Annotated in this window: 23 protein-coding genes and 1 pseudogene; 15 read left to right on the top strand and 9 right to left on the bottom strand. The window is 67.0% G+C overall.

The window, feature by feature from the left end; translation table 11 throughout:
- Position 1: 1 nt before the first annotated feature.
- The 4 genes from fadD10 to MJO54_RS21240 are packed head-to-tail and all read right to left on the bottom strand — an operon-like array spanning position 2 to position 4,436.
- Entirely contained in the window at positions 2 to 1,534 is a 1,533-nt protein-coding gene (gene fadD10 / locus MJO54_RS21255; protein WP_082977572.1) for a fatty acid--CoA ligase FadD10, read from the bottom strand.
- A 25-nt stretch (positions 1,535 to 1,559) separates the two neighbouring features.
- Positions 1,560 to 2,123 carry an FcoT family thioesterase gene (locus MJO54_RS21250; protein WP_065152705.1) on the bottom strand — a complete coding sequence of 188 codons (564 nt, stop codon included), beginning with the start codon at positions 2,121 to 2,123 and terminating at the stop codon, positions 1,560 to 1,562.
- Positions 2,120 to 2,989 (bottom strand): (3R)-3-[(carboxymethyl)amino]fatty acid oxygenase/decarboxylase, encoded by an 870-nt coding sequence (scoE, locus tag MJO54_RS21245; RefSeq protein WP_065152704.1) that lies wholly within the window; start codon positions 2,987 to 2,989, stop codon positions 2,120 to 2,122. The genes MJO54_RS21250 and scoE overlap by 4 nt, the downstream gene beginning before the upstream one ends.
- A gap of 19 nt (positions 2,990 to 3,008) precedes the next feature.
- Complete coding sequence (locus MJO54_RS21240; protein ID WP_259602751.1) at positions 3,009 to 4,436, bottom strand: PPE family protein; 1,428 nt, start codon at positions 4,434 to 4,436, stop codon at positions 3,009 to 3,011.
- Between the two features lie 183 nt (positions 4,437 to 4,619).
- Between MJO54_RS21240 and MJO54_RS21235 the strand changes: the two genes are divergently transcribed.
- From MJO54_RS21235 to MJO54_RS21225, 3 genes are all read left to right on the top strand, one after another.
- On the top strand, positions 4,620 to 5,438 hold the full coding sequence (locus MJO54_RS21235) for a class I SAM-dependent methyltransferase (protein WP_065152703.1): 819 nt from the start codon (positions 4,620 to 4,622) through the stop codon (positions 5,436 to 5,438).
- Between the two features lie 131 nt (positions 5,439 to 5,569).
- Positions 5,570 to 6,424: an outer membrane porin GjpA gene (gjpA, locus tag MJO54_RS21230; protein WP_240175424.1), complete on the top strand. Its 855-nt coding sequence runs from the start codon at positions 5,570 to 5,572 to the stop codon at positions 6,422 to 6,424.
- A 632-nt stretch (positions 6,425 to 7,056) separates the two neighbouring features.
- Positions 7,057 to 8,355 (top strand): IS256 family transposase, encoded by a 1,299-nt coding sequence (locus MJO54_RS21225; RefSeq protein ID WP_240175972.1) that lies wholly within the window; start codon positions 7,057 to 7,059, stop codon positions 8,353 to 8,355.
- A gap of 24 nt (positions 8,356 to 8,379) precedes the next feature.
- Here MJO54_RS21225 and MJO54_RS21220 read toward each other — a convergent pair.
- Positions 8,380 to 9,678 (bottom strand): annotated as a pseudogene (locus MJO54_RS21220) (HNH endonuclease signature motif containing protein); the annotation flags it as partial.
- A gap of 125 nt (positions 9,679 to 9,803) precedes the next feature.
- Positions 9,804 to 10,544 carry an SIMPL domain-containing protein gene (locus tag MJO54_RS21215; protein ID WP_046286971.1) on the bottom strand — a complete coding sequence of 247 codons (741 nt, stop codon included), beginning with the start codon at positions 10,542 to 10,544 and terminating at the stop codon, positions 9,804 to 9,806.
- Positions 10,545 to 10,609: 65 nt separating this feature from the next.
- Here MJO54_RS21215 and MJO54_RS21210 point away from each other — a divergent pair, with 65 nt between their 5' ends.
- Positions 10,610 to 11,488, top strand: a complete 879-nt coding sequence (locus tag MJO54_RS21210; protein ID WP_064889285.1) for an SCO6745 family protein — start codon at positions 10,610 to 10,612, stop codon at positions 11,486 to 11,488.
- Here the strand turns inward: MJO54_RS21210 and MJO54_RS21205 are convergent.
- From MJO54_RS21205 to MJO54_RS21195, 3 genes are read right to left on the bottom strand one after another with little or no spacing between them, the layout of a single operon-like run.
- Positions 11,478 to 12,494, bottom strand: coding sequence for a zinc-binding dehydrogenase (locus MJO54_RS21205; protein ID WP_240175422.1), 1,017 nt, complete (start codon positions 12,492 to 12,494; stop codon positions 11,478 to 11,480). The genes MJO54_RS21210 and MJO54_RS21205 overlap by 11 nt on opposite strands.
- Complete coding sequence (locus MJO54_RS21200; protein ID WP_240175421.1) at positions 12,494 to 13,699, bottom strand: LLM class flavin-dependent oxidoreductase; 1,206 nt, start codon at positions 13,697 to 13,699, stop codon at positions 12,494 to 12,496. The genes MJO54_RS21205 and MJO54_RS21200 overlap by 1 nt, the downstream gene beginning before the upstream one ends.
- Positions 13,696 to 14,670, bottom strand: coding sequence for an alpha/beta fold hydrolase (locus MJO54_RS21195; RefSeq protein ID WP_396876946.1), 975 nt, complete (start codon positions 14,668 to 14,670; stop codon positions 13,696 to 13,698). Before MJO54_RS21195 ends, MJO54_RS21200 begins: the two co-directional genes overlap by 4 nt.
- 139 nt (positions 14,671 to 14,809) lie before the next feature.
- Here MJO54_RS21195 and ftsH point away from each other — a divergent pair, with 139 nt between their 5' ends.
- From ftsH to MJO54_RS21140, 11 genes are all read left to right on the top strand, one after another.
- Entirely contained in the window at positions 14,810 to 17,197 is a 2,388-nt protein-coding gene (gene ftsH / locus MJO54_RS21190; RefSeq protein WP_105294373.1) for an ATP-dependent zinc metalloprotease FtsH, read from the top strand.
- A 16-nt stretch (positions 17,198 to 17,213) separates the two neighbouring features.
- The gene (folE, locus tag MJO54_RS21185) at positions 17,214 to 17,792 is read left to right on the top strand and encodes a GTP cyclohydrolase I FolE (protein WP_046286499.1); all 579 of its coding nucleotides are present in this window, start codon (positions 17,214 to 17,216) and stop codon (positions 17,790 to 17,792) included.
- Entirely contained in the window at positions 17,789 to 18,625 is an 837-nt protein-coding gene (folP, locus tag MJO54_RS21180; RefSeq protein WP_105294374.1) for a dihydropteroate synthase, read from the top strand. Before folE ends, folP begins: the two co-directional genes overlap by 4 nt.
- Positions 18,618 to 19,007: a dihydroneopterin aldolase gene (gene folB / locus MJO54_RS21175; RefSeq protein ID WP_105294375.1), complete on the top strand. Its 390-nt coding sequence runs from the start codon at positions 18,618 to 18,620 to the stop codon at positions 19,005 to 19,007. Before folP ends, folB begins: the two co-directional genes overlap by 8 nt.
- Positions 19,004 to 19,522 (top strand): 2-amino-4-hydroxy-6-hydroxymethyldihydropteridine diphosphokinase, encoded by a 519-nt coding sequence (gene folK, locus MJO54_RS21170; RefSeq protein ID WP_105294376.1) that lies wholly within the window; start codon positions 19,004 to 19,006, stop codon positions 19,520 to 19,522. The genes folB and folK overlap by 4 nt, the downstream gene beginning before the upstream one ends.
- Positions 19,522 to 20,007 carry a DUF3180 domain-containing protein gene (locus MJO54_RS21165; protein WP_064889247.1) on the top strand — a complete coding sequence of 162 codons (486 nt, stop codon included), beginning with the start codon at positions 19,522 to 19,524 and terminating at the stop codon, positions 20,005 to 20,007. The genes folK and MJO54_RS21165 overlap by 1 nt, the downstream gene beginning before the upstream one ends.
- Positions 20,008 to 20,112: 105 nt before the next feature.
- Positions 20,113 to 21,474, top strand: coding sequence for a DUF6779 domain-containing protein (locus MJO54_RS21160; RefSeq protein ID WP_240175420.1), 1,362 nt, complete (start codon positions 20,113 to 20,115; stop codon positions 21,472 to 21,474).
- 128 nt (positions 21,475 to 21,602) lie between these two features.
- Entirely contained in the window at positions 21,603 to 22,505 is a 903-nt protein-coding gene (locus MJO54_RS21155; protein ID WP_064889249.1) for a Rossmann-like and DUF2520 domain-containing protein, read from the top strand.
- Positions 22,502 to 23,464, top strand: a complete 963-nt coding sequence (gene panC, locus MJO54_RS21150; RefSeq protein ID WP_105295052.1) for a pantoate--beta-alanine ligase — start codon at positions 22,502 to 22,504, stop codon at positions 23,462 to 23,464. Before MJO54_RS21155 ends, panC begins: the two co-directional genes overlap by 4 nt.
- The gene (gene panD, locus MJO54_RS21145) at positions 23,464 to 23,880 is read left to right on the top strand and encodes an aspartate 1-decarboxylase (RefSeq protein ID WP_064889251.1); all 417 of its coding nucleotides are present in this window, start codon (positions 23,464 to 23,466) and stop codon (positions 23,878 to 23,880) included. The genes panC and panD overlap by 1 nt, the downstream gene beginning before the upstream one ends.
- Positions 23,881 to 23,882: 2 nt before the next feature.
- Positions 23,883 to 24,695: a type III pantothenate kinase gene (locus MJO54_RS21140; protein WP_105295053.1), complete on the top strand. Its 813-nt coding sequence runs from the start codon at positions 23,883 to 23,885 to the stop codon at positions 24,693 to 24,695.
- The last annotated feature ends 48 nt before the right edge of the window (positions 24,696 to 24,743 follow it).

Raw genomic sequence — 24,743 nt, 5'->3', positions numbered from 1 at the left:
CTCACTCACGTTCGCGTGCATCGATCGCCGCGGCCAGCGACGTGCGCATGACCTTGCCTGATTGGGTTCTCGGAATGCTGGTGACCAAGACGATCGTCGACGGGCGGGCAGCAGATTCCACCTCGCTGCGGTATCGGGCCGCGATCGACTGCTTAAGGGCGCGGGCGCCTGCCTCGTCCAGATTCTCCGCGGCGACCACCGCCAGCCCCACCAGCGCACCGAATTCCGGATCGGGAATCTCGTAGCAAGCGGCGTCGCGGACACCGCTGACCGACTCCGCGACCCGGTCGACCTCATCGGGAGCCACGTTGACGCCGCCGCAGATGATCATCTCCGACGCTCGTCCGCGGATATAGAACAGACCGTCGCTGCCTGCGTCGAGCAGGTCGCCCGTGTTGACCCACCGGTCGCGCAGCGTTTCAGCGGTGCGGTCGGGGTTGTTCCAGTATCCGAGCATGTTTGCCGGCGATCTGATCCACAGGGTGCCCGACGAAGCCGAAGGCCCCGTTGGCCCACTGCCGTCGCCGTCGAGATGAACCTCTACGCCCGGATACGGCCTGCCGACAGCACCCGCCTCGATGGCGTCGATCGAACCCGGCCCGGTGGGAAGGCACAGTGCGGTGCAACCGGTTTCACTCAGGCCATAGACCTGTGCGGTCCGCACTCCGGCAGCCTCGACGAAATGTACGTCCGATGCGATAGCCCTGGATCCGCCGTAGCCCAGGAAGCGCAGCGAGGCCGGTACCGGTGCTCCGGTCGCCTTCAATTCGGCCACCAGGCGTGACAGCAGCGTGGGGACCAGACAAACCGTGGCGACGTCATTGACCGAGAGGATCTCCAGCAACGACGCGCCGGTCTCGCCGCCGGTGACACATGACACGCCCTGCATCAGGCAGTTCAGGATCCACCACAGCCCACCGATATGCGTTGCCGGCAACGGCGAATACGCCGTCTCGCCGGCCACCCAGTCGATCCACGTCAAGCCCTCCGCTCGCAGAATGTCGGCAACGGCGTAGAAAGTTCGGTTGGCCAACAACACAGCCTTGGGTTCACCCGTGGTTCCGCTGGTGAAGATCATCGCTACGGGATCATCGGCGGCTCCGCTCGGATGACCCAGGCTCCCCGGCGGGTTGCGAAAAGCCTGGCGGTCGGCGACCGACAGTGTCGGGATCGCTGCCAGGCGGTCCGGTAGGCCCGCGGTAGGCATCCTGGTACCGACCGTGCGCAGCATTGCGGAGGGATCGGTCAGCTGGGCGAACCGATCGATGGTGGCCACCGGCAGGTCGCCGTCGACGAGAACGGCAATGGCACCGAGTCGGGCGCACGCCAGGACCGCGAGGTAGGTCTGTGGCCCGTTGTCGGAGACGACCAGCACTCGCGATCCCCGCGACACCCCTTGCTGGTGCAGTGCACCGGCCAGCCTGTCCCACTCCGCGGCCAGATCGCGGTAGCTCACCAAACCGGTTCCATCGCAACGGCGCAACGCGATCGCGTCGGGCCGTTGGCGAACGTGTTCGAGAATGCGCTCCAGCATGCTGGAGGGGGCTTGCGTCCTCATGTCAGCGGGCTTGTTCTGGCTGGCATCCGGGGATGTTCAGGGCAGCTAGCTCAAACTCGCCATACGCCGAGCCGCCGTGCTCATCCCAGAACTCAATGGCGCATGGCACGCGCAGATACCGCACCGTGCGTTCGACGATCTCCAGGTTGTGGCAGTGCAGCCGCGCCTGGAACTTGGTGGCATCAATCGGTCTTCTGAACCGTGACGACGACGTTCTGATGTACATGCTGGAGAGCTGGTGCTTGCAGTAGTCGTCGAATGTCCAACCATGGAACGCGGGGATCACGCCGTCGGCGATGGCGGGCGCGAAAGCAGAGTAGGCGAGCTGATTGAAGCACAGCACCAATTCGACTGCATTGAAATGGCCGGTGCTGCGGATATAGGCGGATTCGGCGATCGAGAAACTTCCTTGAGCCAACACCGAATCGGTGTCAGCTTGGGCTTCGGCATCGATCAGATACCGGCACCCCTTGTAGGCGTAAGGCTCCAGCACCTTGGACAATAGGTTCTCGGAGATCGGGGTCGCGTCGGTCAAGGCTGGGGGCGTCGAACCGGTGGCGCTCATGCCGGGTATCCCGGGGTCTTGAGCCCGTCGAGCATTGTCAGCCGATAGGTCGTCAAGGTGCCCGCGGAACTGCCGTGTTTGGCTCGATGCATCAGAACTCGGTTGTCCCACAAGATGATGTCTCCTACCTCGTAGTGTTGGGTATGAATGAAGGGGTGTGTGAACGCGGGATCAAGTTGCCCGGTTGCGGCCATCAGCTCTTGGAGCACCGACGGTTCGAGCGCTCGGGATTCCTGGTCCTCAATCTTGGTGGTCCCCGACGCGCAGATGTAGAGAATCTCTTCGCCCGTCTTCGGGTGCCGGATCACGGTCGGCCATTTGATGGGCGGCGTGGTCCGGGTAATTTCGTCCCACACTTCCCCGATCGGTCGATAGACATCGTCGGGACGGATTTTGATGTGCCGCCGTGGATCATGGGTGCTCCATGTTCCGCGGGCAGCGTCCTGTAGGGCGGTTGGTACCGACGCCCAGGCTTGGTTGAGGTCGATGAAATAGGTACCGCGGTCAGGTCCGGGAACGTTCAGGGGTAACACCATTGAGAACGCGAACGGCTCCGGCATGAACATGTAGTCGATGTGCCAGAACGCGCCGGTTCGCGGAACGCCTTGGTGTTCTTCGGTGGAGGATACGAAGATCTCCGGAAATTCGTGATGGTGGTACATGGATTCGTAATAGGGCACGATGTCGCCGATGATTCTGCCGAGCTGGAGGTACTGCTCCGGCGAGGGGTGAACGCCTTTGATGATGACGAGCTTGTTGGCGTATACGATCTCGCGAATTTCGTCGCGGGTGATGTTGCTCAGATCATTGGGGTCCACCCCGGTGATCTGCGCTCCAAGGCCGGTGCCTGTGACGGTCAGCGTCATCCGATCTGGCTTTTCTTGCTCATTCTTCTTTTCCGTCCTTCATCGGTTGTGTCAGTTGCTCTACCTGGTCGGAGGCGCACCAGCTGGTGGGCAACATTGGTACTTGCCGGATTTCGTCAGCGCGCCCAGTGAGTCCAGAGGCGCGGGTAGAGGCGACTACTGCTGCGATGGCCTCGGGGTGAGCGGTGGGCCCGGCATCAGAGTTCGCGGCCGTGACCGGGCCATCGCCGGCCTGGAGAAATTCGTAACGATTGCCGTGCATACGAATCCGGCCGGTGCTACGTCGGCTGCGTCGGCTGCGGGCATCGGTGGAGACGGTCCGCGGAGCGGTCGCACGGCTGGTGGCCGCAGCGCTGTTGGAGGCCGCCATGTCGTCTTTGGGTCCGGTCTCGACGCCGGGTGGTCCCCAGCCGGCGACCACATAGTGGATCAGCGCGGCAACGCCGTCGGCGCTCGGGACGACGACGGGTGCGTTCGGTCCCGGTGCACCGGCGGTGCCGCCCAGACCGGTGGAGGAGCCGGCCGCAGCGGGCGGGGCCACCATCGCCGCAACGGGAATGTCTACGCGTGCGCCACCGGCTCGCGGTGCGAGCATGTCCGGTCCCTGATCAGCGGGGATCTGTTGGCCGTTCAGCAGCGGTAGCAACTTCAAGGCGCTGAGCGCGCTGAGCGCGGGAGCGAAGAACGGCAAGAGCAACAGGCCATATGACGCGTAGTAGGGGTACCACAACACGTCGTAGGCCACCAACGCGACGGCCGCCAGGAAGGTGGCGATCGCCGGGTTGAAGCCGAGGTTTTGGAAGAAGTCCTCGAAGATGCGCAGCAGTTCTTCGACATTGCCAGCGTTGTTGAGAAGTTCAGTGATGAGGTGTGCCAGGTCCTGCAGCCAATTGCCGTCTGTAACGCCCTCGGGGGAGGTGGCCGCCGCGGGGTTGGCGACGATGGGTGGCGCGGGGCGGATCTGGGGGGTCGCTGCCACGGCCGCGGTGGCAGTGCCCTGATATACGGACATGGTCTCGGCGGCCTGCACCCACATTCGCGTGTAGTCGGCCTCGTTGGCCGCGATCGGGACGGTGTTCACGCCGAAGAAGTTCGTGGCGAGCAGCGCCGCGTGAACCGCGTGGTTGGCGGCCAGTTCTTCGAGACTGGGCATTGAGGCCAGCGCGGCGCTATATGCGGAGGCGGCCGTCTGGTGTTGTGCGGCAGTCGTGGCACTGTCGTCGGCCGCTTGCTCCAGCCAGGTCAGATAAGGCGTGTGCGCGGACAGATAGGCCGTTGCGCTGGGGCCCTGCCAGTGGCCGGTCTGCACCCCGCCAAGTACCTGGGTCAATTCAGCGGCGGTGTCGTCGTAGATGACGCTGAGCTGCTGCCATTGTTCGGCGGCTGCCAACAGAGGTCCCGGCCCTGGGCCAGCGGCGAGCATGGCGGAGTGCGCCTCGGGAGGCATTGCCATCCAGATCGGGGCGGTCAGGATGGCACCTCCTCTGATGTCGTGGATTACGCGGAACGCAAGGCGCGGGCCGATTCCCGCCAACGAGGTGGTCGGAGACGTGAATCAAAAAGTTCCGGTCGACTGCGGTTAGATTTCTCGCAGCGACTCGCGGGGGCTCGGCGGGTACGGTCTGAAGGCGTGCCAGTCATTGACGCCCGTCATCTCGATGGGATATCGGAGACCGCGCTGCTCACGTTGTATCAGCGGGCTGCCGAGGCGAAGCGTCCGGACGGGCTGATCGTTGACCCGATGGCGATCGAGTTGCTCAACAGCCTTGAGTACGACTACGCCGATTTCGGCAGGACTCACCAGGCCACCGCGATGCGGGCGTTGGTGTTCGACCAGGCCACCCGTGGATACTTAGCGGTGCATCCGCGTGCCACCGTGGTCGCCCTTGCCGAGGGTTTGCAGACCAGCTTCTGGCGGGTTGATAACGGTCAGTTACGTTGGCTTTCGGTGGATTTGGAACCTATTGTTCGACTGCGACAGCAGCTGTTGCCGGAATCTAGCCGGCTGCGGTACTGTGCCCAGTCGGCGCTCGACTACTCCTGGATGGACGAGGTTGGCGAATCCGCTGAGGTGTTGATCACAGCCGAAGGGCTACTGCAGTACCTGGACCGCGCGGCGGTGTTCGAGCTGTTCGCCGCCTGCGCCCGGAGGTTTCCCGGCGGGCGGATGATCTTCGACAGTGTCCCGAGATTGTTGAGTGCCTACTCACGCTCACGCCGTGGCTTCAAGCTCAGCGACAACTACACGGCGCCACCAATGCCGTTCTGGTTCACTGCGAATGACTACGACCAACTGCGTGCGGTGCCCGGGGTCAGGGCCGTCTCTGAACTCGGCATGCCGCGCGGACGGGGCAGGGTGCTTGGCGCGGCGCTTCCGCTGATCTACGGCGTGCGTGGTCTGGCGAGGTTTCGTGCGCCGACCACTCTGGTCGAGTTCGGCCGGCCCTGAAAATTAGATGTACGTCACTTCAGAATCTCTTCTGAAGCAGGAACCAACCTCATCTGCCGCGCGACAAACTAGGCATGACACCGTCTCGTGACTCTCACTACCTTGTACCCCGCATCGACTTCCGTGGCCTCATGGCCGGAGGAACTGCCCTGGCCGTTTCCGGATTGATCGCGGTAAACCCAGTGATGCCAGCGCTTCCCGTCTCAGCGCCGCCGTCCGTGCAACTGACCGCGTCGCTCGACCTGTTCGGGCCATGGGTTGACGTTTTCAACACCACGCTGGCCAACGCCACTGAGGTCTTCGACGCAATCAAGGAAGCTGACTTCGGGTTCCCAAGTTCTCTGCAAGAGGCTTTTGCCGCGGTGACCTTCCTCGGTGTCGACGTCGCTACCCCCGAGGGCTCGGAACTGGCGGCACAAACTCTGGACTGGAGCCATCTTTGGGGTCTGCAGTACCTGGCCGGAATGGACATGGGCATGGGGGTCGTGCCGGTAGAAGCCGCTGAGCCCGCGGCCACAATCCTGACGCTCTTGTCGTCACCGTTGAGCGGTGTGCTGATGGGACTGGTCGGCCCGCTGGTCAGTCCCGGAGTGGAGCTGATCAACAGTGTCGGGTCGATCGTCGACAGCCTTGGCGGCGGAGACTTTGAGGCCGCGGTGCAAGAGCTGCTGGCCACCCCCGCGAACATGGTCGGCGCGTTCTTCAACGGGGCCACCCTGAACCTTGATGCGTTGGTGCCGATGTTGAACGACGCTCTGCAGGTCCCGGAAGGCAATGCGGTCCTCGGGGCCAGCTTCGATTTCGGCGGTCTTTTCACACCCGGAACAACAGATTCCGGCAGCATCGGTGGTTCGATCTACAACTCGCTCGGTCTCGACCTGCAGATGGTGGGGATGGGAATGCCGTACTCGGCCCCGGGCGAGGGCGTTGGTCTCATCGCGTCGTTGGTCAGCCTTGTCGAAATGTTTGCGGGCGGGATGAGTTGACGAACGGAGTGTTCGTCAGGTGAGCGACGGAGGCGGGCGCCCTCAGCATCATTGGGACGCCCGCCTCTGGCTCCCTTTCAATTCGGGATCATCGCCGAGCGGTCGGAGGTGTACTCGCCGAAGACTTTGCCGATTCGCTTCATCGCGGTGACCGATGATTGGGACGGCGAGTCGCCGAATCCATGTGGCGACGGCGGAGCGTTCTGCCTGGGGAAGCGGCACCGGTGCAGGCGAGGCGATCCCACCCCGGACCAACGGGTCCCGTTAGAAGGGCGGTGGGTCGTCGTCTGCGGCGGGGGCGAGTTTGGGGAACCAGACGGCGTCGAATGCGGCGTGTCGGGCTTGGCGGGCTTTGCGGTTCTGGTTGCGTTCGATAGCGATACGGGCCGCGCGGTGTTGGGCGCGGGTACGCCGTCGGCGGGGCATCATCGCGGTCCGGTCCCCACAGCGGTCATCGACACGTGGCTTGGGTGCTGGCAACTCCCCGGTGGGTGCGCACAAGTGCGGGAACAGCCACGAACTGCGGGGGTGTCAGATGGTCTGTGTAGGTCCGGGAAGCGGAAGGATCTCAGGACGTGACGACAGACAGGGATGTGGACTCGCAGTTGGTTGAGGCTGGCTCCACGGTGGAGATGGCCGAGGCGCTTCGGGCCTCGGGCACGGTGGATGAGCTGCTGGCTCAGATCGATACCGGACAGGTTGCGCTGACCGGTGAGGGCGGCTTGTTGCCCGGCTTGATCAAGCTCGCCTTGGAGCGGGGTTTGGCGGCCGAGCTGACTGATCACCTGGGCTATGAGAAGGGTGATCCGGTCGGCCGGGAGCTGCCCAATGCCCGTAACGGCGCGTCACCCAAGACGGTGCTAACTGAGGCGGGCCCGGTGCCTTTGGATGTGCCTCGGGACCGGGACGGTTCGTTCACCCCGCGGCTGGTGCCCAAGGGCCAACGCCGCATCGGGGGCCTCGATGACATGATCATCTCCCTGTATGCCGGTGGAATGACATTGCGAGACATCCAATTTCACCTGGCCTCCACGATCGGCGCCGAGGTCTCCCATGAGACGATCTCCAAGATCGTCGACGAGATCTCCGATGAGGTTTTGAGCTGGCAGCGCCGGCCGCTGGAGTCGCTGTACCCGGTGATCTACCTCGACGCGATGATCGTGAAGGTCAAAGACGGCGGCCATACCCGCAACAAGGCCGCTCACATCGCCGTAGGCGTCGATATGGCCGGGATCAAGCATGTTCTGGGCATCTGGGTCCAGAACAACGAAGGAGCGGCGTTCTGGGCGTCGGTGTGTGCTGACCTGGCTAACCGCGGGATCAAGGACGTGCTGATCGTCTGCTGCGACGGGTTGACCGGGTTCCCCGAGGCGATCGCGGCCACCTGGTCACAGGCCACCGTGCAGACGTGTGTGGTGCACTTAATCCGCAACGCGCTGCGATTCGTGTCCTACAGCGACCGCAAGGCCGTAGCCAACGCCCTCAAACCCGTGTACACCGCGGTCGACGCCGACGCTGCCCGCGCCGAGCTTGATGCCTTCGGGGCATCGGAATTGGGCTCCAAGAACCCGACGGTGACCAGGGTCTTCGATCGGGCCTGGGAGCAGTTCATTCCGTTCCTGGCATTCCCACCTGAGCTGCGGCGGGTGATCTACACGACGAACTCGATCGAGTCGCTGAACTACCAGATGCGCAAAGTCATCAAGACTCGCGGCCAGTTCCCCAACGACGCCGCCGTGGTGAAGTTGCTCTGGTTGGCGATCTGCAACATCGAGGACAAACGGGCCGCTGATCGGGCCAAGGAACGCGGCCAGAAACGTTGCCGAACAGCCCCCGGACGGCTCGTGGAAGGACAGGTGGTCACCAACTGGAAGAAGGCCCTCGAACAGCTCACGCTGGTCTACCCAGATCGCATCGATCCGTATCTGTAAGCACCACAACCGAACTATTCAGGCAGACGACTTACACAGAAAACTTGACACGCTCGAACTGCCCGGGGTGCTGACGTACGTGCACCCCGCCGGCGAAGTCAGGATCACCGTGCCATCAGGCAGCTGCTGATCCCGCCACCCCCAAAACGTCTTCACCAAATGATGGGTACGGCAATAACATTTGAGATTCGACGCATGCGTGGGCCCACCGTCACCGTAGGCAATCGTATGGTCCAGATCGCAGTCGAGCGCCGGGCAGTCACAACCGGGCCAGCGACAAGTCATATCCCGGCACCGCACAAAATCAGCCAACGCCTTCGACGGCACATAACCGGGCTCCGGTGGAGCATCGCCGGGATGCACCAACGACACCAACCGGGCCGACCGGGCGAGCTCGGCGATCAACTCCGGCGGGATCAGCCCATCGGCCCCGACCAACGAACCCGGTGCATCCCCAGTCCCGTCGACGGTGGCCTGCCCGGCGATCACATGAATCAGCACCGGCGAGGCCCCGGGACGGGAACCCGCCGCACAATCCGGGCGCCCGCAACGGCAACCCAGCCGATCGGCGCGGGCCGCCAACGCCCCCATCGCATCGGCGCGCCGCTGAACACGCGTGCGGGGATCGTGCTCACACACCGTGGCCGCCAACGCATCCAAGGCCTTGTCCAGGGCACGGGCATCGGTGGTGAACAGGCTGCCATAGATCTCGGTGATCCCGCCCTCCTGATCACTGAAGCCGACCTCACGCTCGGCTTGGCGTTCTGTGCGGCGGCGCACCGCATCAGCGTCGGCCTGGGCCACGATCTTGTCGATCTTGGCCGCCAACCGACTCTTGGTCAGCGACGGCCACCGACCCACCTGCGCCGCCAACTGCCCATCAACGACCCCCAGCACCTCCCGGTCGGTGATCAACCCGGTGCGATACACGATCGTCTGAAACAACCGCATATCGATATCGCCGGCCTTGAACACCTCCGCCACCTGCGGCAACTCCTCGCGCATGACCCGGGCATAGTGCAACCGACTAGCCGCCAGCCCCTGGCTGATCCGCAACGCCGCCGCCACCTCCGCAGCCACCGCAGCCTCGGTATCGACCGCCCACTCTTTGGTCTCACCACAGCAGCTCAACCGCAGCGCGAACAACTCCCCGATCGCCACCAACTGCGCCGCCGCCGCCCGATTCTCCGCCCGCGCCGACACACAAACCCGATCCACCAACACCGCCGACTCCGCCGTCACCGAGGGGTACCGCCGCTGGAACCGCTCATTAAGCCGCGCCACCGACTCCGGAGACGGAACCCGCGACGACTGTTCGAACATACGTTCGATTGTAGCGGAATCCACTGACTCAAACTTTCTGACAGGGCCGCCAGTTGTGGATAACTGCCGTCACTGTCGGACGGCTGTGGAGTGAGATCCGACTACGGATCAGAAGGTTAGGAGTCTTAGCTCAGCTCCCAGACCGCGGTCACGGTGAAGCTCACGGTCTGCTGACCGGGCTCGACCGGGGGAGCGGCGGCCATCGCGCGGGGCATCGGCATCCCGACCGGCGTCGGCGGCGTCTCGCCGGCGATCTCCGAGATCGAGATCACCTGACCGAGCCGCAGGCCCGACAACTGGGCGTACTGCTCGGCGCGGTCCTTGGCGTCGTTGAAGGCCCGCTCCCGGGCGCCGCGCACCAGTGCTGAATCGTCCTCGATGGAGTAGCTCACCCCATTGATCCGGGTGGCGTCCCCGCCGGCTCGTACGATCACCGCCAGGACCTGGGAGGCGGAATCGCGCTCGACCTTGACCCGGATGGTGTTGCCGGCCCGGTAGCCGGTGATGTTGGCCGACCCGCTGGCGTCGGGGTTGCCGTACTGCGGCTGCAGGCTGACCTGGGTGGTGCTGATGTCCTTGCGGTCCACACCGGCATCCACCAGTGCGTCGATCACCGCCTGCTGACGCTCGCTGGTCTGGTTCATCGCGCTGGTGACATCTCCGGCGACGAACTCGATGCCCGCCTCGGTGGTCAGCGTGTCCGGAACGCCCTGGACCTCGCCGGTGCCCACCACGGTCACCTGACGCGGGATGTCCGTTCCGCCGCCGGGCGCGGCGTCACAGCCGGCCATCGCGAGGGCGGCCACACCGGCTAGCGCCATCGTCATCGACCAGCGGAGAACCATCCGGGCACTGTGTGTCGGCATGACTGGCACCCTAGCGGAGTCGACGCGCACACCGGCGGAAAAGACCCGTGCGGCACACTGAGGTGATGACCTCCGCGCCGTCGCGAGCACTGTCCAGCGCCATCGAGCCGTTCGCCGGCCAGGTGTACTTCTCCCCGGAGTGTCACCGCGGCTACGCGGCACTCGGTTTCGGTGCCAGCCCCGCAACAACCGATGGGGTTGAAATGCCGGACGGGCCAGCGTACTTCTGCAGCCGCGGCTCCGCGCTGGGGCAGGCGCCCGGCGAAGTGATCGCCGCGACGTTCGGGGTGTTCAATCCGGCGGTGGTCGTTCCCGCCGTCGGCTACGGCTGGAAGTTGACCGACGCGCCGACCATCCGGGCGGCGCGCACCGAAGGTGCGGTGGCTCAGCTGCGCCGGGTCTTGGGTGCGGCCCCTGACGGTATCGAGCGCGCGGTGGAATTGCTGCGCCGCGCTGCCGATGGTCTGTCGGTGGCGGGCAAGCCACTGTTCGCCGGGCTGGTTGCCGACGGGCTGGCCGGCGAGCCGCTCACCGATGCCTGGCTGTTGGCTGACCAGCTGCGCGAATTCCGCGGCGATGCGCACGTGAACGCCTGGGTGGCAGCGGGATTCGATGGCGTCGAGATCGGCCTGATCACCGAGCTCTACCGCGGATTCCCGCGGCGCACCTACGTCCGGTCCCGGGCGTGGAGCGATGACGACTTGACCGGGGGCGAGGCCCGGCTGGCCGAGCGCGGTCTGGCGCGCGACGGCGTACTCAGCGATGCCGGACGCGCCGCGCGCGAAGCGGTCGAGACGGCGACCGATGCGGCATGTGCCACGGTCGTGGCCCGCCTCGGCGACGACCTCGGCGAACTGGTGGAGCTGGTGGGCGGGTGGTCGAAGCAGCTGGTCGACGCCGGTGGCTTCCCGCGGGCGTGGCTGGGCGCTGCGGCTAAGGGGTAACCAGGATCTTGCAGTGCCGGCCAGGGTCGGCCAGCTCGTCGAAAGCGGTGCCCACACCGTCGAGTCCAACCTCGCCGGTGATCAGCGGAGCCACGTCGATCCGGCCCTCGGCGATGTCCCGCAGTGACGCGGCGAACTCCGCCGGCTCATAGGCCAGTACGAACTGCACGCTGATCTCCTTGGCGATGCCGTAGAACGGGTGCACGGTGTCGGGTTCCATGCACACTCCGGCCACCACCAGCCGGCTGCGCGCCGGCGCGCGCCGCAGCACGTCGTCGATGATGCCCGGCACGCCGACCGCCTCGAAGATCACATTCGGGGTGACGGTGTCGAACGGCGACCCCTGCGCCGGGTCGAGGGTGCGATGCGCACCCATGGTCGTCGCAAGATCTCGCCGGGCGGCCGAATAGTCAGCGGCCACAATGTCTTCCACCCCAGCGGTACGCAAGGCTGCGACGATTGCCATCCCGATCGGTCCGCAGCCCAACACCAGCGCCGTCTCGCCGGCCACGATGCCGGATCTGTTGACCGCATGCAGTCCCACCGCCATCGGCTCGGTCAATGCGGCGTGGCGGGGATCGAGCCCGTTGGGGATCGGCACCAGCAGTGGAGCCGACAGCAGCATCTTCTCGGCGTAGCCGCCCACCGTGGTGTTGGAATAGACGATCGGTTCAATACCCTTGGCGGCCAGCAACACCGGGATGGAGGTGACGGGCGTTCCGGCGGCAAAGGTGTCGGTACCGGGACCGGCTTCGAGCACTGTCGCGCTGAACTCATGGCCCATGAAGATATCGGCACCCAGATCGATCGATGCCCGCGCGGACGGGCTGCCGGACATGGCCTGCGTCGCGGCCAGCACCTGCTCGCCGTGCGAGGCGAAGTGCAGGTCGGATCCGCAGATGCCGCAGGCGGTCACCGCAACGAGCACCTGGCCCGGACCCGGCGTCGGCTCCGGCACGTCGTCGCGGTAGATCATCCGCCCGTCGCGCAGCACCGACGCGCGCATCAGTGCGAACTATCCGTTTCGGGGGGCGCGGACTCGGCCACGTGCTCGACGACGGCGTTCGTGATCGCCTCGCCGACCCGGCCGAACAGTTGGTCGCGCATGCCGCGGGCCCATTCGTGCGACGCCCTGGGCGCGGTCAGCTGGCCCTTGAAGTGGGGAATCACCTTGCGAGCCAACAGCTCGTAGCTGTGATATGTGGCCTCGGGCGAGGCCCAGTCGTGCCCGAGGAACAGCAAAGTACCGAAGCCGCCGGAGCGCTCCAGCAAGCCGGTGATGTGTTCGATCGCGTCATCGGGGGTGCCGATGCAGCTACTCCCGGCCGCAGCGTAGGCCTCGACGAACTCGGTCGGCGTCTGTGGTGAGCCTTCGACTTCGCTGGCCAGCGGTACGAACCCGGCCGCACCGAAGTAGTTCGCGAAGTCCTGCAGTCCGTAGGTGCAGTCGGCCACGGCCTGCCCGCGGGTGTCGGCGATGTGCATGATGCTCAGTACCCGCCAGTCACCCCGGTCCGGCTCGTCGCGCCCGGCCTTGGCGGCCTGGTCGCGCACCACTTCCCAGGTGTTCTCCAGGGCCGCGAACCCGCCCGGAACCGACATCGACAGTGACAGCAGTGAGGTGCCCAGCGCACCGGCCAACCGCGGTCCGGACGGCGAAATCATCGCGGCCGCAGAGACTTCTGGATAGGGCCAGGTGTAGGGGCGAATGTGCAGGGCCGCGTCGCGCAGGGTGAACCAGTCCGAATGGCGAGTGATCAACTCACCCGGCTCGGCCCGGAACAGCGCCAGGATCGCCTCCAGGGACTCCTGCATCATTCGGCGCTGCTCGACGGGATCGATGCCCATCATGTGGGCGTCGGTGGGCAGCGCGCCCGGTCCCGCGCCGAACATCACCCGGCCGCGGGTCAGGTGGTCCAGCAGAACCCAACGGTCGGCCACCATCAACGGGTGGTGATACGGCAGCGAAACCACGCCGGTGCCCAGCCGGATGTGCTTGGTGCGTTCCGCAGCGGCGGCGATGAACACCTCGGGGCAGGCGATCAGCTCGTATCCGCCGGAATGGTGCTCCCCGAACCAGGCTTCGTCGAAGCCCAGCCGGTCCAGGGCGACGACGCGCTCCAGGTCGTATTCCAGTGCGACCGTCGGTGATTGACCCAGCGCGTGAAAGGGGGTGATGAAGACCCCGAAGCGCAGCGGCCGGGCGGTCACAGCTGCACCCCGCTCAGGAATCCCAGCAGCTCCGCGTTGACCTCTTCGGGCCGCTCTTGTTGCAGCCAATGGCCGGCGCCGTCGATGATCACCTCGCGGTAGGGGCCGGTCACCAGCTCTGCTGCCCGGTCGCGGCGGGTGAAGGTCAGCACCGGATCAGCGGACCCGGCGATGAACAGGGTGGGAATCCCGATGGTGGTGGCGGGCGGCGTGGCCATGATCTCCCAGTTACGGTCGAGATTGCGGTACCAGTTCAGCCCGCCGGTGAACCCGGTGCGGGTGAACTCGGTGATGTAGTGGTCCAGTTCGCCGGCGCTGATCCAATCCGGACGCGCCGCCGGCTCGGCAAGCCGATCGATGAAGCCCATCGGCCCGGGAGCCGCCATCAGCAATGCCGTTTCGCGGTCGCCCGGACTGAGGCTGCCCATCATCCGGCGCATGGTGCGCGCCGGATCGGAATCCAGTTCCGCGTCGGCCACGCCGGGCTCCTGGAAATAGAGCATGTAGAAGAAGTTCTCGCCGAAGATCTTGCGGAACGCCTCCGTCGGAGAGGCCTGGGACCGGGGCACCGGCGGCACGCTGATTCCCACCACGCCGGCCACCCGGTCCGGGTGCAGCTGCGCTGCGCTCCACACCACCGAGCCGCCCCAGTCGTGACCGATCCAAATCGCCTTCTGGGCGCCGACGTCGTCCAACAGGCCGACTAGATCGCCGGTGAGCGCGGCCATGTCGTAGGCCGAGATCTCGTCGGGTCGCGACGAGCCTCCGTAGCCGCGCTGATCGGGTGCCAGGACATGGAAGCCGGCGTCGGCCAGTGCCGGGATCTGATGGCGCCAGGAGAAGGCCAATTCCGGGAATCCGTGGGCTAGCAACACCACCGGGGCGCCACGATCGCCCGCCTCGGTGACCCGCAGGGTCACGCCGTTGGTGTCGACGAATCGTTGAGTTGCTCGTTCGATTGCGGGAGCCACCGTCACACCAAAGCACAACCGGGCCGCTATCGAACAGGGTTCCCGAGTCCGGCCAGGCAGGTTAACCGCAAGGGACGGTAGCCTGAACATGCCCAGCTGCATGTATTGGAAGGATTTGGCCGCGCCCGGCCGATGTCTGATGAATCGCAAAAACGTGATCCGCACCGTAACCGCGATCGCAGTGGTGTTGCTGCTCGGTTGGTCGTTCTTCTATTTCAGCGATGACACCCGCGGATACAAGCCGGTCGACACCTCGGTGGCGGTGGCCCAGATCCACAGTGGCAACGTCAAGAGCGCCCAGCTCGACGACCGCGAGCAACAGCTGCGCCTGGTCTTGAAGACCCCGCTCACCAGCGTTGAGGTGACCGACAAAGCCGGCAAGTCGGGTAAAGCCGACAAACCCGGTCGGGCCGAGAAGGTCGACAAGCTGATCACCAAGTACCCGACGGGGTACGCCGTTCCGCTCTACACCGCGCTGACGGCCAAGAAGGCCGAGATCAACACCGTGGTGAACCAGGGCAGCCTGCTCGGTTCACTGCTGATCTACATGTTGCCGATGTTGCTGCTGATCGGCTTGTTCGTGATGTTCTCCCGAATGCAGGGCGGCGCCCGGATGGGCTTCGGCTTCGGCAAATCGCGGGCCAAACAGCTGGGCAAGGACATGCCCAAGACCACCTTCGCCGACGTCGCCGGCGTGGATGAGGCGGTCGAGGAGCTCTACGAGATCAAGGACTTCCTGCAGAACCCGGGCCGCTACCAGGCGCTGGGCGCCAAGATCCCCAAAGGCGTGCTGCTCTACGGCCCGCCCGGCACCGGCAAGACGCTGCTGGCCCGCGCGGTCGCCGGTGAGGCCGGCGTGCCCTTCTTCACCATCTCCGGCTCGGACTTCGTGGAGATGTTCGTCGGTGTCGGCGCCTCCCGGGTACGGGACCTGTTCGAGCAGGCCAAACAGAACAGCCCGTGCATCGTGTTCGTCGACGAGATCGACGCGGTCGGCCGCCAGCGCGGCGCCGGACTGGGCGGCGGGCACGACGAGCGTGAGCAAACCCTCAACCAGTTGCTGGTGGAGATGGACGGGTTCGGCGAGCGCGCCGGGGTCATCTTGATCGCGGCCACCAACCGGCCTGACATCCTCGACCCCGCACTGCTGCGGCCCGGCCGCTTCGACCGTCAGATCCCGGTGACCAACCCCGACATCGCGGGGCGGCGCGCGGTGCTGCGGGTGCACTCCAAGGGCAAGCCGATCGCACCCGACGCCGACCTGGACGGGCTGGCCAAGCGCACCGTCGGTATGTCCGGTGCCGACTTGGCCAATGTGATCAACGAGGCGGCGCTGCTGACTGCGCGCGAGAACGGCACCGTGATCACCGGCGCGGCACTGGAAGAAGCGGTGGACCGGGTGATCGGCGGTCCGCGCCGCAAGAGCCGGATCATCAGCGAGCACGAGAAGAAGATCACCGCGTACCACGAAGGCGGCCACACCCTGGCGGCGTGGGCGATGCCCGACATCGACCCGGTCTACAAGGTCACCATCCTGGCCCGCGGCCGTACCGGCGGGCATGCGGTCGCGGTGCCCGAAGAGGACAAGGGGCTACGCACCCGCTCGGAGATGATCGCCCAGCTGGTCTTCGCGATGGGTGGGCGCGCCGCCGAGGAACTGGTGTTCCGCGAGCCGACCACCGGCGCGGTCTCCGACATCGAGAAGGCCACCGCAGTCGCCCGCGCCATGGTCACCGAGTACGGCATGAGCGCCAAGCTCGGCGCGGTTCGCTACGGCAGCGACCACGGTGACCCGTTCGTCGGGCGGGCGATGGGCACCCAGCCCGACTACTCCCACGAAGTGGCCCGCGACATCGATGACGAGGTCCGCAAACTGATCGAGGCCGCGCACACCGAGGCCTGGGAGATCCTCACCGAGTACCGCGACGTGCTCGACGTGCTGGCCGGCGAGTTGTTGGAGAAGGAGACGCTGCACCGTGCCGACCTGGAGAAGATCTTCGGCGACGTGAACAAGCGGCCGCGGCTGACGGCGTTCGACGACTTCGGCGGGCGGGTCCCGTCCGACAAGCCGCCGATCAAGACCCCCGGTGAGCTGGCCATCGAGCGGGGCGAGCCGTGGCCGCAGCCGAAGCCGGAGCCGGCGTTCAAGGCCGCCATCGCTCAGGCGTCGCGCGAGGCGGCGGCCCGGGCGGGCGAATCCGGTCCCAACGGCAGCAACGGGGTGCCCGCCGGCGGTGACGCGGGCACCCAACCCGACTACGGGGCCCCGGCCGGCTGGCACGCGCCCGGTTGGCCGCCTTCGCAGCAGCAGGCGCAGGCGCCGCAGCAGGGCGGCTACTGGTACCCGCCCCAGCACTGGCCGCAGAGTGGTTACCCGCCCGCTCAGCACTACCCGCCGTATCAGCACCAGCCCCAGCCGTATCCCGGCGCGGGTCAGCCACCGCCACCGCCGGCACCGTCCGGTGAGGCAGACGGCGGCGGTCACGGCACGGAGAACAACCGGTCCGAGCAGCCGTCCGGTGACTGAGAAAGCGGGGTCGACGATGACGTCGGCAATTTTCGATCAGGCGCGCGCTGAGGCCGCCGTGCGCGAGCTGCTGTTCGCGGTGGGCGAAGACCCCGACCGCCAGGGTCTGCTCGACACCCCGGCTCGGGTTGCGCGGGCCTATCGGGAGATGTTCGCCGGGCTCTACACCGACCCCGACGAGGTGCTGGAGACCACCTTCGACGAGCAGCACGAAGAGCTGGTGATCGTGAAGGAGATCCCGCTCTACTCGACCTGCGAGCACCACCTGGTGGCTTTTCACGGTGTCGCCCACGTCGGCTACATCCCCGGCTATGACGGCCGGATCACCGGTCTGTCCAAGCTGGCGCGGGTGGTCGACCTCTACGCGAAGCGGCCGCAGGTACAGGAGCGGTTGACCGCACAGGTCGCCGACGCCCTGATGCGCAAATTGAATCCGCGCGGAGTCATCGTGGTGGTCGAGGCCGAGCACCTCTGCATGGCGATGCGCGGAGTCCGCAAGCCCGGTGCGATCACCACCACGTCGGCGGTCCGCGGGCAGTTCAAAACCGACAGCACGTCGCGCGCTGAGGCCCTGGAACTCATTCGGCGCAAGTGAGCCAGACACGCGTGCTGGTCGTCGGGGTGGTCAACGTCACCGCCGATTCGTTCTCCGACGGCGGGCGCTACCTCAACGTCGATCGCGCCGTTGAGCACGGCCGAGAGCTGGCGGGCCAGGGTGCGGCGATCATTGATGTGGGGGGCGAATCGACTCGGCCCGGCGCGGTGCGCACCGACCCGCGGGCGGAAGCGCAGCGAGTGGTTCCGGTAGTGAAAGAACTTGCTGGCCACGGTATTACGGTCAGCGTTGACACGATGAACGCCGCCGTCGCTGAGGCCGCGCTGGACGCCGGTGCCACGATCGTCAACGACGTGTCCGGGGGAGCGGCGGACCCCGGCATGGCTCCGTTGTTGGCCTCTTCGGGTGCCCGATGGGTGCTGATGCACTGGCGGCCGGTCGATCCCGACAATCCGCATCGGGTGCCGTGCTACGGCGACGTCGCCGCCGAAGTCCGCCGGGATCTGCTCACCGCCGTCGACGCGGCGGTGGCCGCCGGCGTGGATCCGGCGCGATTGATCGTCGATCCTGGTCTGGGCTTCGCCAAGACCGCGCAACACAATTGGGCCCTGTTGCATGCGTTGCCGCAATTGGTCGACCTCGGCGTGCCGGTGCTGGTCGGCGCGTCACGCAAACGATTTCTCGGTACGCTGCTGGCGAGCGAGGACGGCACACCGCGGCCGCCCGACGAGCGCGAAACGGCCACCGCGGTGATATCGGCGTTGTCCGCGCTGCACGGCGCCTGGGGCGTGCGGGTGCACGACGTGCGGGCCTCGGTCGACGCGCTACGAGTCCTGGAAGCCTGGAGTCAAGGAGGCGCAAGCGATGACTGATCGGATCGAATTGCGCGGCTTGAAGGTTCGCGGCAATCACGGTGTGTTCGCGCACGAGCGTGCCGACGGCCAGGACTTTATCGTCGACATCACGGTCTGGATGGACCTCGCCACCGCGGCGGCCAGCGACAACTTGGCCGATACCTATGACTACGGACAGCTGGCACAGCGCGCCGCGGATATCGTCGCGGGCCCGGCCCGCGATCTCATCGAGACCGTCGCCGCCGAGATCGCCGAGGAGGTGATGGGCGACGCGCGGGTGCAGGCCGTCGAGGTGACGCTGCACAAGCCACGCGCCCCGATCCCGCTCACCTTCGCCGACGTTGCGGTGGTCGCCCGGCGCTCACGCACCGACCGCCGCGGCAAGGTGGTGCCGGCGTGACGCGCGCTGTGCTTTCCATCGGGTCAAACCTGGGGGACCGGTTGGCCCTGCTGCAATCGGCAGTTGATGGCCTGAGCCCCGCGGTGCGCGCGGTATCGGGGGTGTACGAGACCGAAGCTTGGGGCGGTGTCGAACAGGGCCCCTTCCTCAACGCGGTGCTGATCGTCGACGACCCGGCCGCGGACGGAGAAATCTGGCTACGCCGCGCGCACGAACTGGAGCAGGCGGCCGAGCGGGTGCGCACGCAGCGCTGGGGACCGCGGACCCTGGATGTCGACGTGATCAGCTGCCACGAACTGCACGGGACGGAGGTGCTGTCCGACGACGACGAGCTGACCCTGCCCCATCCCCGGGCCCATCTGCGTGCGTTCGTCCTGGTGCCCTGGTTATCGATCGAGCCGGAAGCACGACTGACCGTAGACGGCCGCCCGCGTGCGGTGACAGATCTGCTCGACGAGCTGGAACCGGCGGAGCGTGCCGGAGTGTCGCTGACCGACCTGGTGCTGCAGCTCTGATGGGCCCGACTCGCAAACGTGACGTGACCGCCGCGGCCGCTGCGGTCGCCATCATCAGCTACTTGGCGGTCCCGCTGCTGTACCGATGGTTCCCGCCCATCACAGTGTGGACCGGGATATCGCTACTGGCGGTCGCGATCGCCGAGGGGGCCTGGGGCCGCTACGTCGGCGCGAAGATCGACGACGGCGAGATTGGCGCCGGGGCCGGCCGGCTGCATCCGCTCGCGGTGGCTCGCACTGTGGTGGTCGCCAAGGCGTCGGCCTGGATGGGGGCGCTGGTGCTCGGCTTCTGGCTGGGTGTGCTCGGCTACCTGCTGCCACGCCGGTCCACGCTGCAGGTTGCGGCCCAGGACACCGGCGGCGCCGTGGTCGCCGCGGCCAGCGCACTGGCACTGCTCATCGCCGCGCTGTGGCTGCAGAACCGCTGCAAGTCGCCGCACGATCCGGGCCCGCCCACCGAGCTGACCGGAAACCAACCCGGGTAAGAATCGCCGGAGTGGGGCGACACGCGGATTGACCTCGTACAGGTACAGTCGGGCAATGCGCGCCAGCAGCGGTACCCGACAGAGCGACGAGGTGGAGCGGCGCAGATGAATTCGGTCCTGTCCCGCGCCCCGGGTCGGCGTGGAGTTCGCAGGCCGGGCTGGACGTTGATGACGGCGTTGCTGATCCTCGCGATCGCCGCGAGTTCGGCGCTGGTGTTCACCAGTCGGGTGGAGCTGCTCAAACTCGCCGTCATTATCGCGCTGTGGGCCGCGGTCGCGGCGGCGTTCGTCTCGGTGATCTATCGGCGGCAAAGCGATGTGGACCAGGCCCGGGCCCGAGACCTGAAGCTGGTCTACGACTTGCAACTGGACCGGGAGATTTCCGCGCGGCGCGAGTACGAGCTGACGGTGGAGTCCCAGCTGCGCCGCGAACTGGCCTCCGAACTGCGGGCACAGGCCGCCGACGAGGTCGCAGCGTTGCGCGCCGAGTTGTCCGCGCTGCGCACCAACCTGGAGATTCTCTTCGACGCCGACCTGAGCCAGCGGCCGGCCCTCGAACCTGAGCGCACCCCGGTCCGCGCCTACAGCGACTGGGCGCGCTCCGCTGAGCAGCCCCACACCGGCGCCACCCGGGTCGCGTCGTCGGCCACCACGAGCTACCCGCCGGACTCAGTCACCGAGACCGCAGAGAACCCGATCATCGACGTTCCGGAGGTGCGGATCCCGGCCGCCGGGAGCTCCCCGCCCCAGGCACCGCAGAAACCGCAGGCGCCCCACGTCGAGGGGCGCCGCGGTTCGCATCGCCGTAGCGCCGACGAACCACCTCGGACCCCCGAGGAGACCCCGCCGTCACAACCGGCCGCCGCCCGCTGGGCCCAACCGCCGCAGCCCTTCGTCGCGCCCGAACCCCGCCACGAGCCGGAGCCGCCGCAGCCGCCTCCGGCCCCGCCGCCTGCTCCTCGCGCTGCAGCGCCGACCCCGTCCTGGAAACCCGTTGGCGCCGAGGGGGAATGGTTGCCGCCAGGCGCTCCCGGCAGCCACTGGTCCGCGGATGTTCCGGCGGAAACCGGACGGCACGGTGTCTCCGAGCAGAGCGCCGAAGCGCCGAGCCGCCACGGTCGCCACTCCGGCCCGGCCGAACCCGCCGCCGGTCCGGTGAACGGCGCCGAACCGGCACGCCACGAGGGCGGGGGACGCCGTCGGGCGCGCTCTCGGCACGCGGCGGATCCGGCCGGCGACCAAGTTCAGTCAACTCCGGTCAACCCGGCACCGCCGGTAGTCACGGAGCCGCAGGCGGCCGAGCCGGCGGCTCCCGCCCACGCCCACGCGGCCGCGTCCCGCCATTCCGCCGGCGCCGACGGGAGCGCTGACGGCCCCAGCACCGGCGGCCAGTCGGTGGCTGACTTGCTGGCCCGGTTGCAGCCCACCCCGACCGAAGGTCGCCGGCACCGCCGCCGCGAGGACTGATCCCCGCTCAACTGCGACCAACGTCACTCGCAGTGTCGGGACCGATCGGGATAGACTCACCGGCGACCGTCCGGTACCCGCAACGCGGGACTGGAACGAAAACCACGAGAACCTGTGAGGTCGTCTGCATGGCGCAGTTCGACGGACTGCGGCCCGCCCGGCTCAAGGTCGGCGTCATCTCGGCCGGCCGCGTCGGCACCGCACTCGGTGTTGCGCTGGAGCGCGCCGAGCATGTCGTGGTGGCCTGCAGCGCCATCTCCGAGGAGTCGCGGCAGCGCGCCCAGCGCCGACTGCCCGACAGCCTGATCCTGCCGGCGCCCGATGTTGCCGCGGACGCGGAACTGCTGCTGCTCGCCGTCCCCGACACCGAACTGGCCGGCATCGTGTCCGGTCTGGCCGCCACGGGTGCGGTGCGCGCCGGCACGATCGTCGTGCACACGTCCGGGGCCATCGGGATCAGTGTGCTTGCGCCGCTGACCGAGCAGGGCTGCCTACCGCTGGCTATCCATCCCGCGATGACCTTCACCGGCTCGGATGAGGACATCGACCGGTTGTCGGAGAGCTGCTTCGGTATCACCGCAGCCGACGAGATCGGCTTTGCCATCGCCGAGGCACTGACGCTCGAGATCGGCGCTGAGCCGTTCCGCGTCGAGGAATCCGCCCGCACCCTCTACCACGCTGCGCTCTGCCACGGCGGCAACCACGTGGTCACCGTCATCGACGATGCGCTGACGGCGTTGCGGGCGGCATTGCCGGGGCGGATCGGCTCGACTGTGGCCGATGACCCCGACGGTATCGCCGAGCGGGTGCTCGGACCGCTGGTGCGCGCCGCGTTGGCCAACACCCTGCGTGACGGCCGGGCCGCGCTGACCGGTCCGGTGGCGCGCGGCGACTCGGCCACCCTGGCCCGGCACCTGCGGGCGCTGGCCGCCGTGGACCCCGACCTGGCCGAGGCCTATCGCACCAACGCCCTGCGCACGGCGCACCGCGCCGGTGCCGCCGACGACGTGCTGGAGGTGCTGGCTCGATGAGCTCGAATACGGTCCGGGGTCCGCAGCCCACCTTCACCGCCGGCGGGTTCAACGTCTATGAGCGCCCGGACGACGTCGCGCGGGTCAGCCGCGCGCTGCGGTCGACCGGTCGCCGGGTGATGTTGGTGCCGACCATGGGCGCCCTGCATGAAGGTCACCTGTCATTGGTCCGCGCGGCGCAGCGGGTGCCCGGCTCGGTGGTGGCGGTGTCGATCTTCGTCAACCCGCTGCAGTTCGGCGCTGGAGAGGACCTCGACGCCTACCCGCGCACCCTGGACGACGACTTGGCTGCGCTGCGCGCCGCAGGGGTCGACCTGGTTTTCACCCCGACTGCCGCGGCCATGTACCCGAACGGCCCGCGCACCGCCGTGCACCCGGGACCGCTGGGAGCCGAACTCGAAGGGGCGGCGCGCCCGACCCACTTCGCCGGCATGCTCACCGTGGTCTGCAAACTGCTGTCGATCGTCAACCCCGACCGGGTGTTCTTGGGGGAGAAGGACTATCAACAGCTGGTTTTGGTGCGTCAGATGGCCACCGACCTCAACCTCGACGTGACGGTGGTGGGCGTTCCCACTGTGCGTGAGTCCGACGGTCTGGCAATGTCTTCGCGCAATCGCTACCTGGACCCCGTGCAGCGCGAAGCCGCGACGGCTCTGTCGGCCGCCCTGGCTGCCGGTGAGCGTGCGGCCGCGGCCGGGGCACAAGCGGCCCTGGATGCTGCCGCCGCGGTGCTGTCCGCGGTACCTGCCGTCGACGTCGACTATCTGGAGGTTCGAGGCGTCGACCTCGGGCCGGCGCCCGCCGATGGAGCCGGACGCCTGCTGATCGCCGCCCGGGTCGGCTCGACCCGACTGCTCGACAACGCGGCGATCACGCTCGGACTTCCCATCGACGCCGACGTGGCGTTAGCCGGTTCGGAGGCCGGTTCAGATGGAGATCACGTAACCCGGAGGAATTGATGTTTCGGACGATGCTCAAGTCGAAGATCCACCGTGCCACGGTCACTCATGCTGACCTGCACTATGTCGGCTCGGTGACCATCGACGCCGATCTGATGGACGCTGCTGACCTGCTCGAGGGTGAGCAGGTCACGATCGTCGACATCGACAACGGCGCCCGCCTGGTCACCTACGCCATCACCGGCGAGCGGGGCAGCGGCGTCATCGGAATCAACGGTGCGGCAGCGCATCTGGTGCACCCTGGCGACCTGGTCATCCTGATCGCCTACGGCACCATGGAGGACGCCGAAGCTCGTGCCTACCGGCCGCGGATCGTGTTCGTCGACGCCGAGAACAAGCAGGTGGACCTCGGTGACGACCCGGCCTTCGTTCCCGATGACGTCTCGGATCTGCTCTCGCCCAGAAGCGTGCACTAACCGTGCTGCTGGCAATCGACGTCCGCAACACCCACACTGTCATCGGCCTGATCTCCGGTTCCGGTGACAACGGAAAAGTTGTGCAGCAGTGGCGGATTCGGACCGAGGCGGAGATCACTGCCGATGAGCTGGCGCTGACTCTGGATGGACTCATCGGCGACGACGGCGAACAACTCACCGGTGCCGCCGCGCTGTCCACCGTCCCGTCGGTGCTGCACGAAGTTCGGTTGATGCTCGACCAGTACTGGCCCTCCGTCCCCGCCGTGTTGATCGAGCCCGGGGTGCGCACCGGGATCCCGCTGCTGGTGGACAACCCCAAGGAAGTGGGGGCTGACCGGATCGTCAACGGGCTGGCCGCGTTTCACAAGTTCAAGACGGCAGCTATCGTCGTCGACTTCGGTTCGTCGATCTGTGTCGACGTGGTTTCGGCCAAGGGCGAGTTCCTGGGCGGTGCCATCGCGCCCGGCGTCCAGATCTCCTCGGACGCCGCCGCTGCCCGCTCCGCCGGCCTGCGCCGGGTCGAGCTCACCCGGCCGCGCTCGGTGATCGGTAAGAACACCGTCGAATGCATGCAGGCCGGCGCGGTCTACGGGTTCGCTGGGCTAGTCGACGGTCTGGTTCGCCGGGTACGCGAGGAGGCCGCGGGCGCCGGGGACGACGTGACCGTGGTGGCCACCGGCCACTCCGCACCGCTGTTACTGGCCGATCTGGAGACGGTCGACCATCACGACGCCAATTTGACTCTGGACGGACTGCGGCTGGTGTTCGAACGCAACCGGGACAGTCAGCGGGGCAGGCTCCGTCCGGCGCGCTGAGCGCCGCCGGCTTTTCGTTCTGTAGCCCCTGTTCCTCTAAGCTGGCGG

The sequence above is a fragment of the Mycolicibacter virginiensis genome (assembly GCF_022374935.2).
Classification (GTDB): Bacteria; Actinomycetota; Actinomycetes; order Mycobacteriales; family Mycobacteriaceae; genus Mycobacterium; species Mycobacterium virginiense.
The sequence above is the reverse complement of the archived record's forward strand: the minus strand, read 5'-3'. Positions and strand labels throughout refer to the sequence as shown.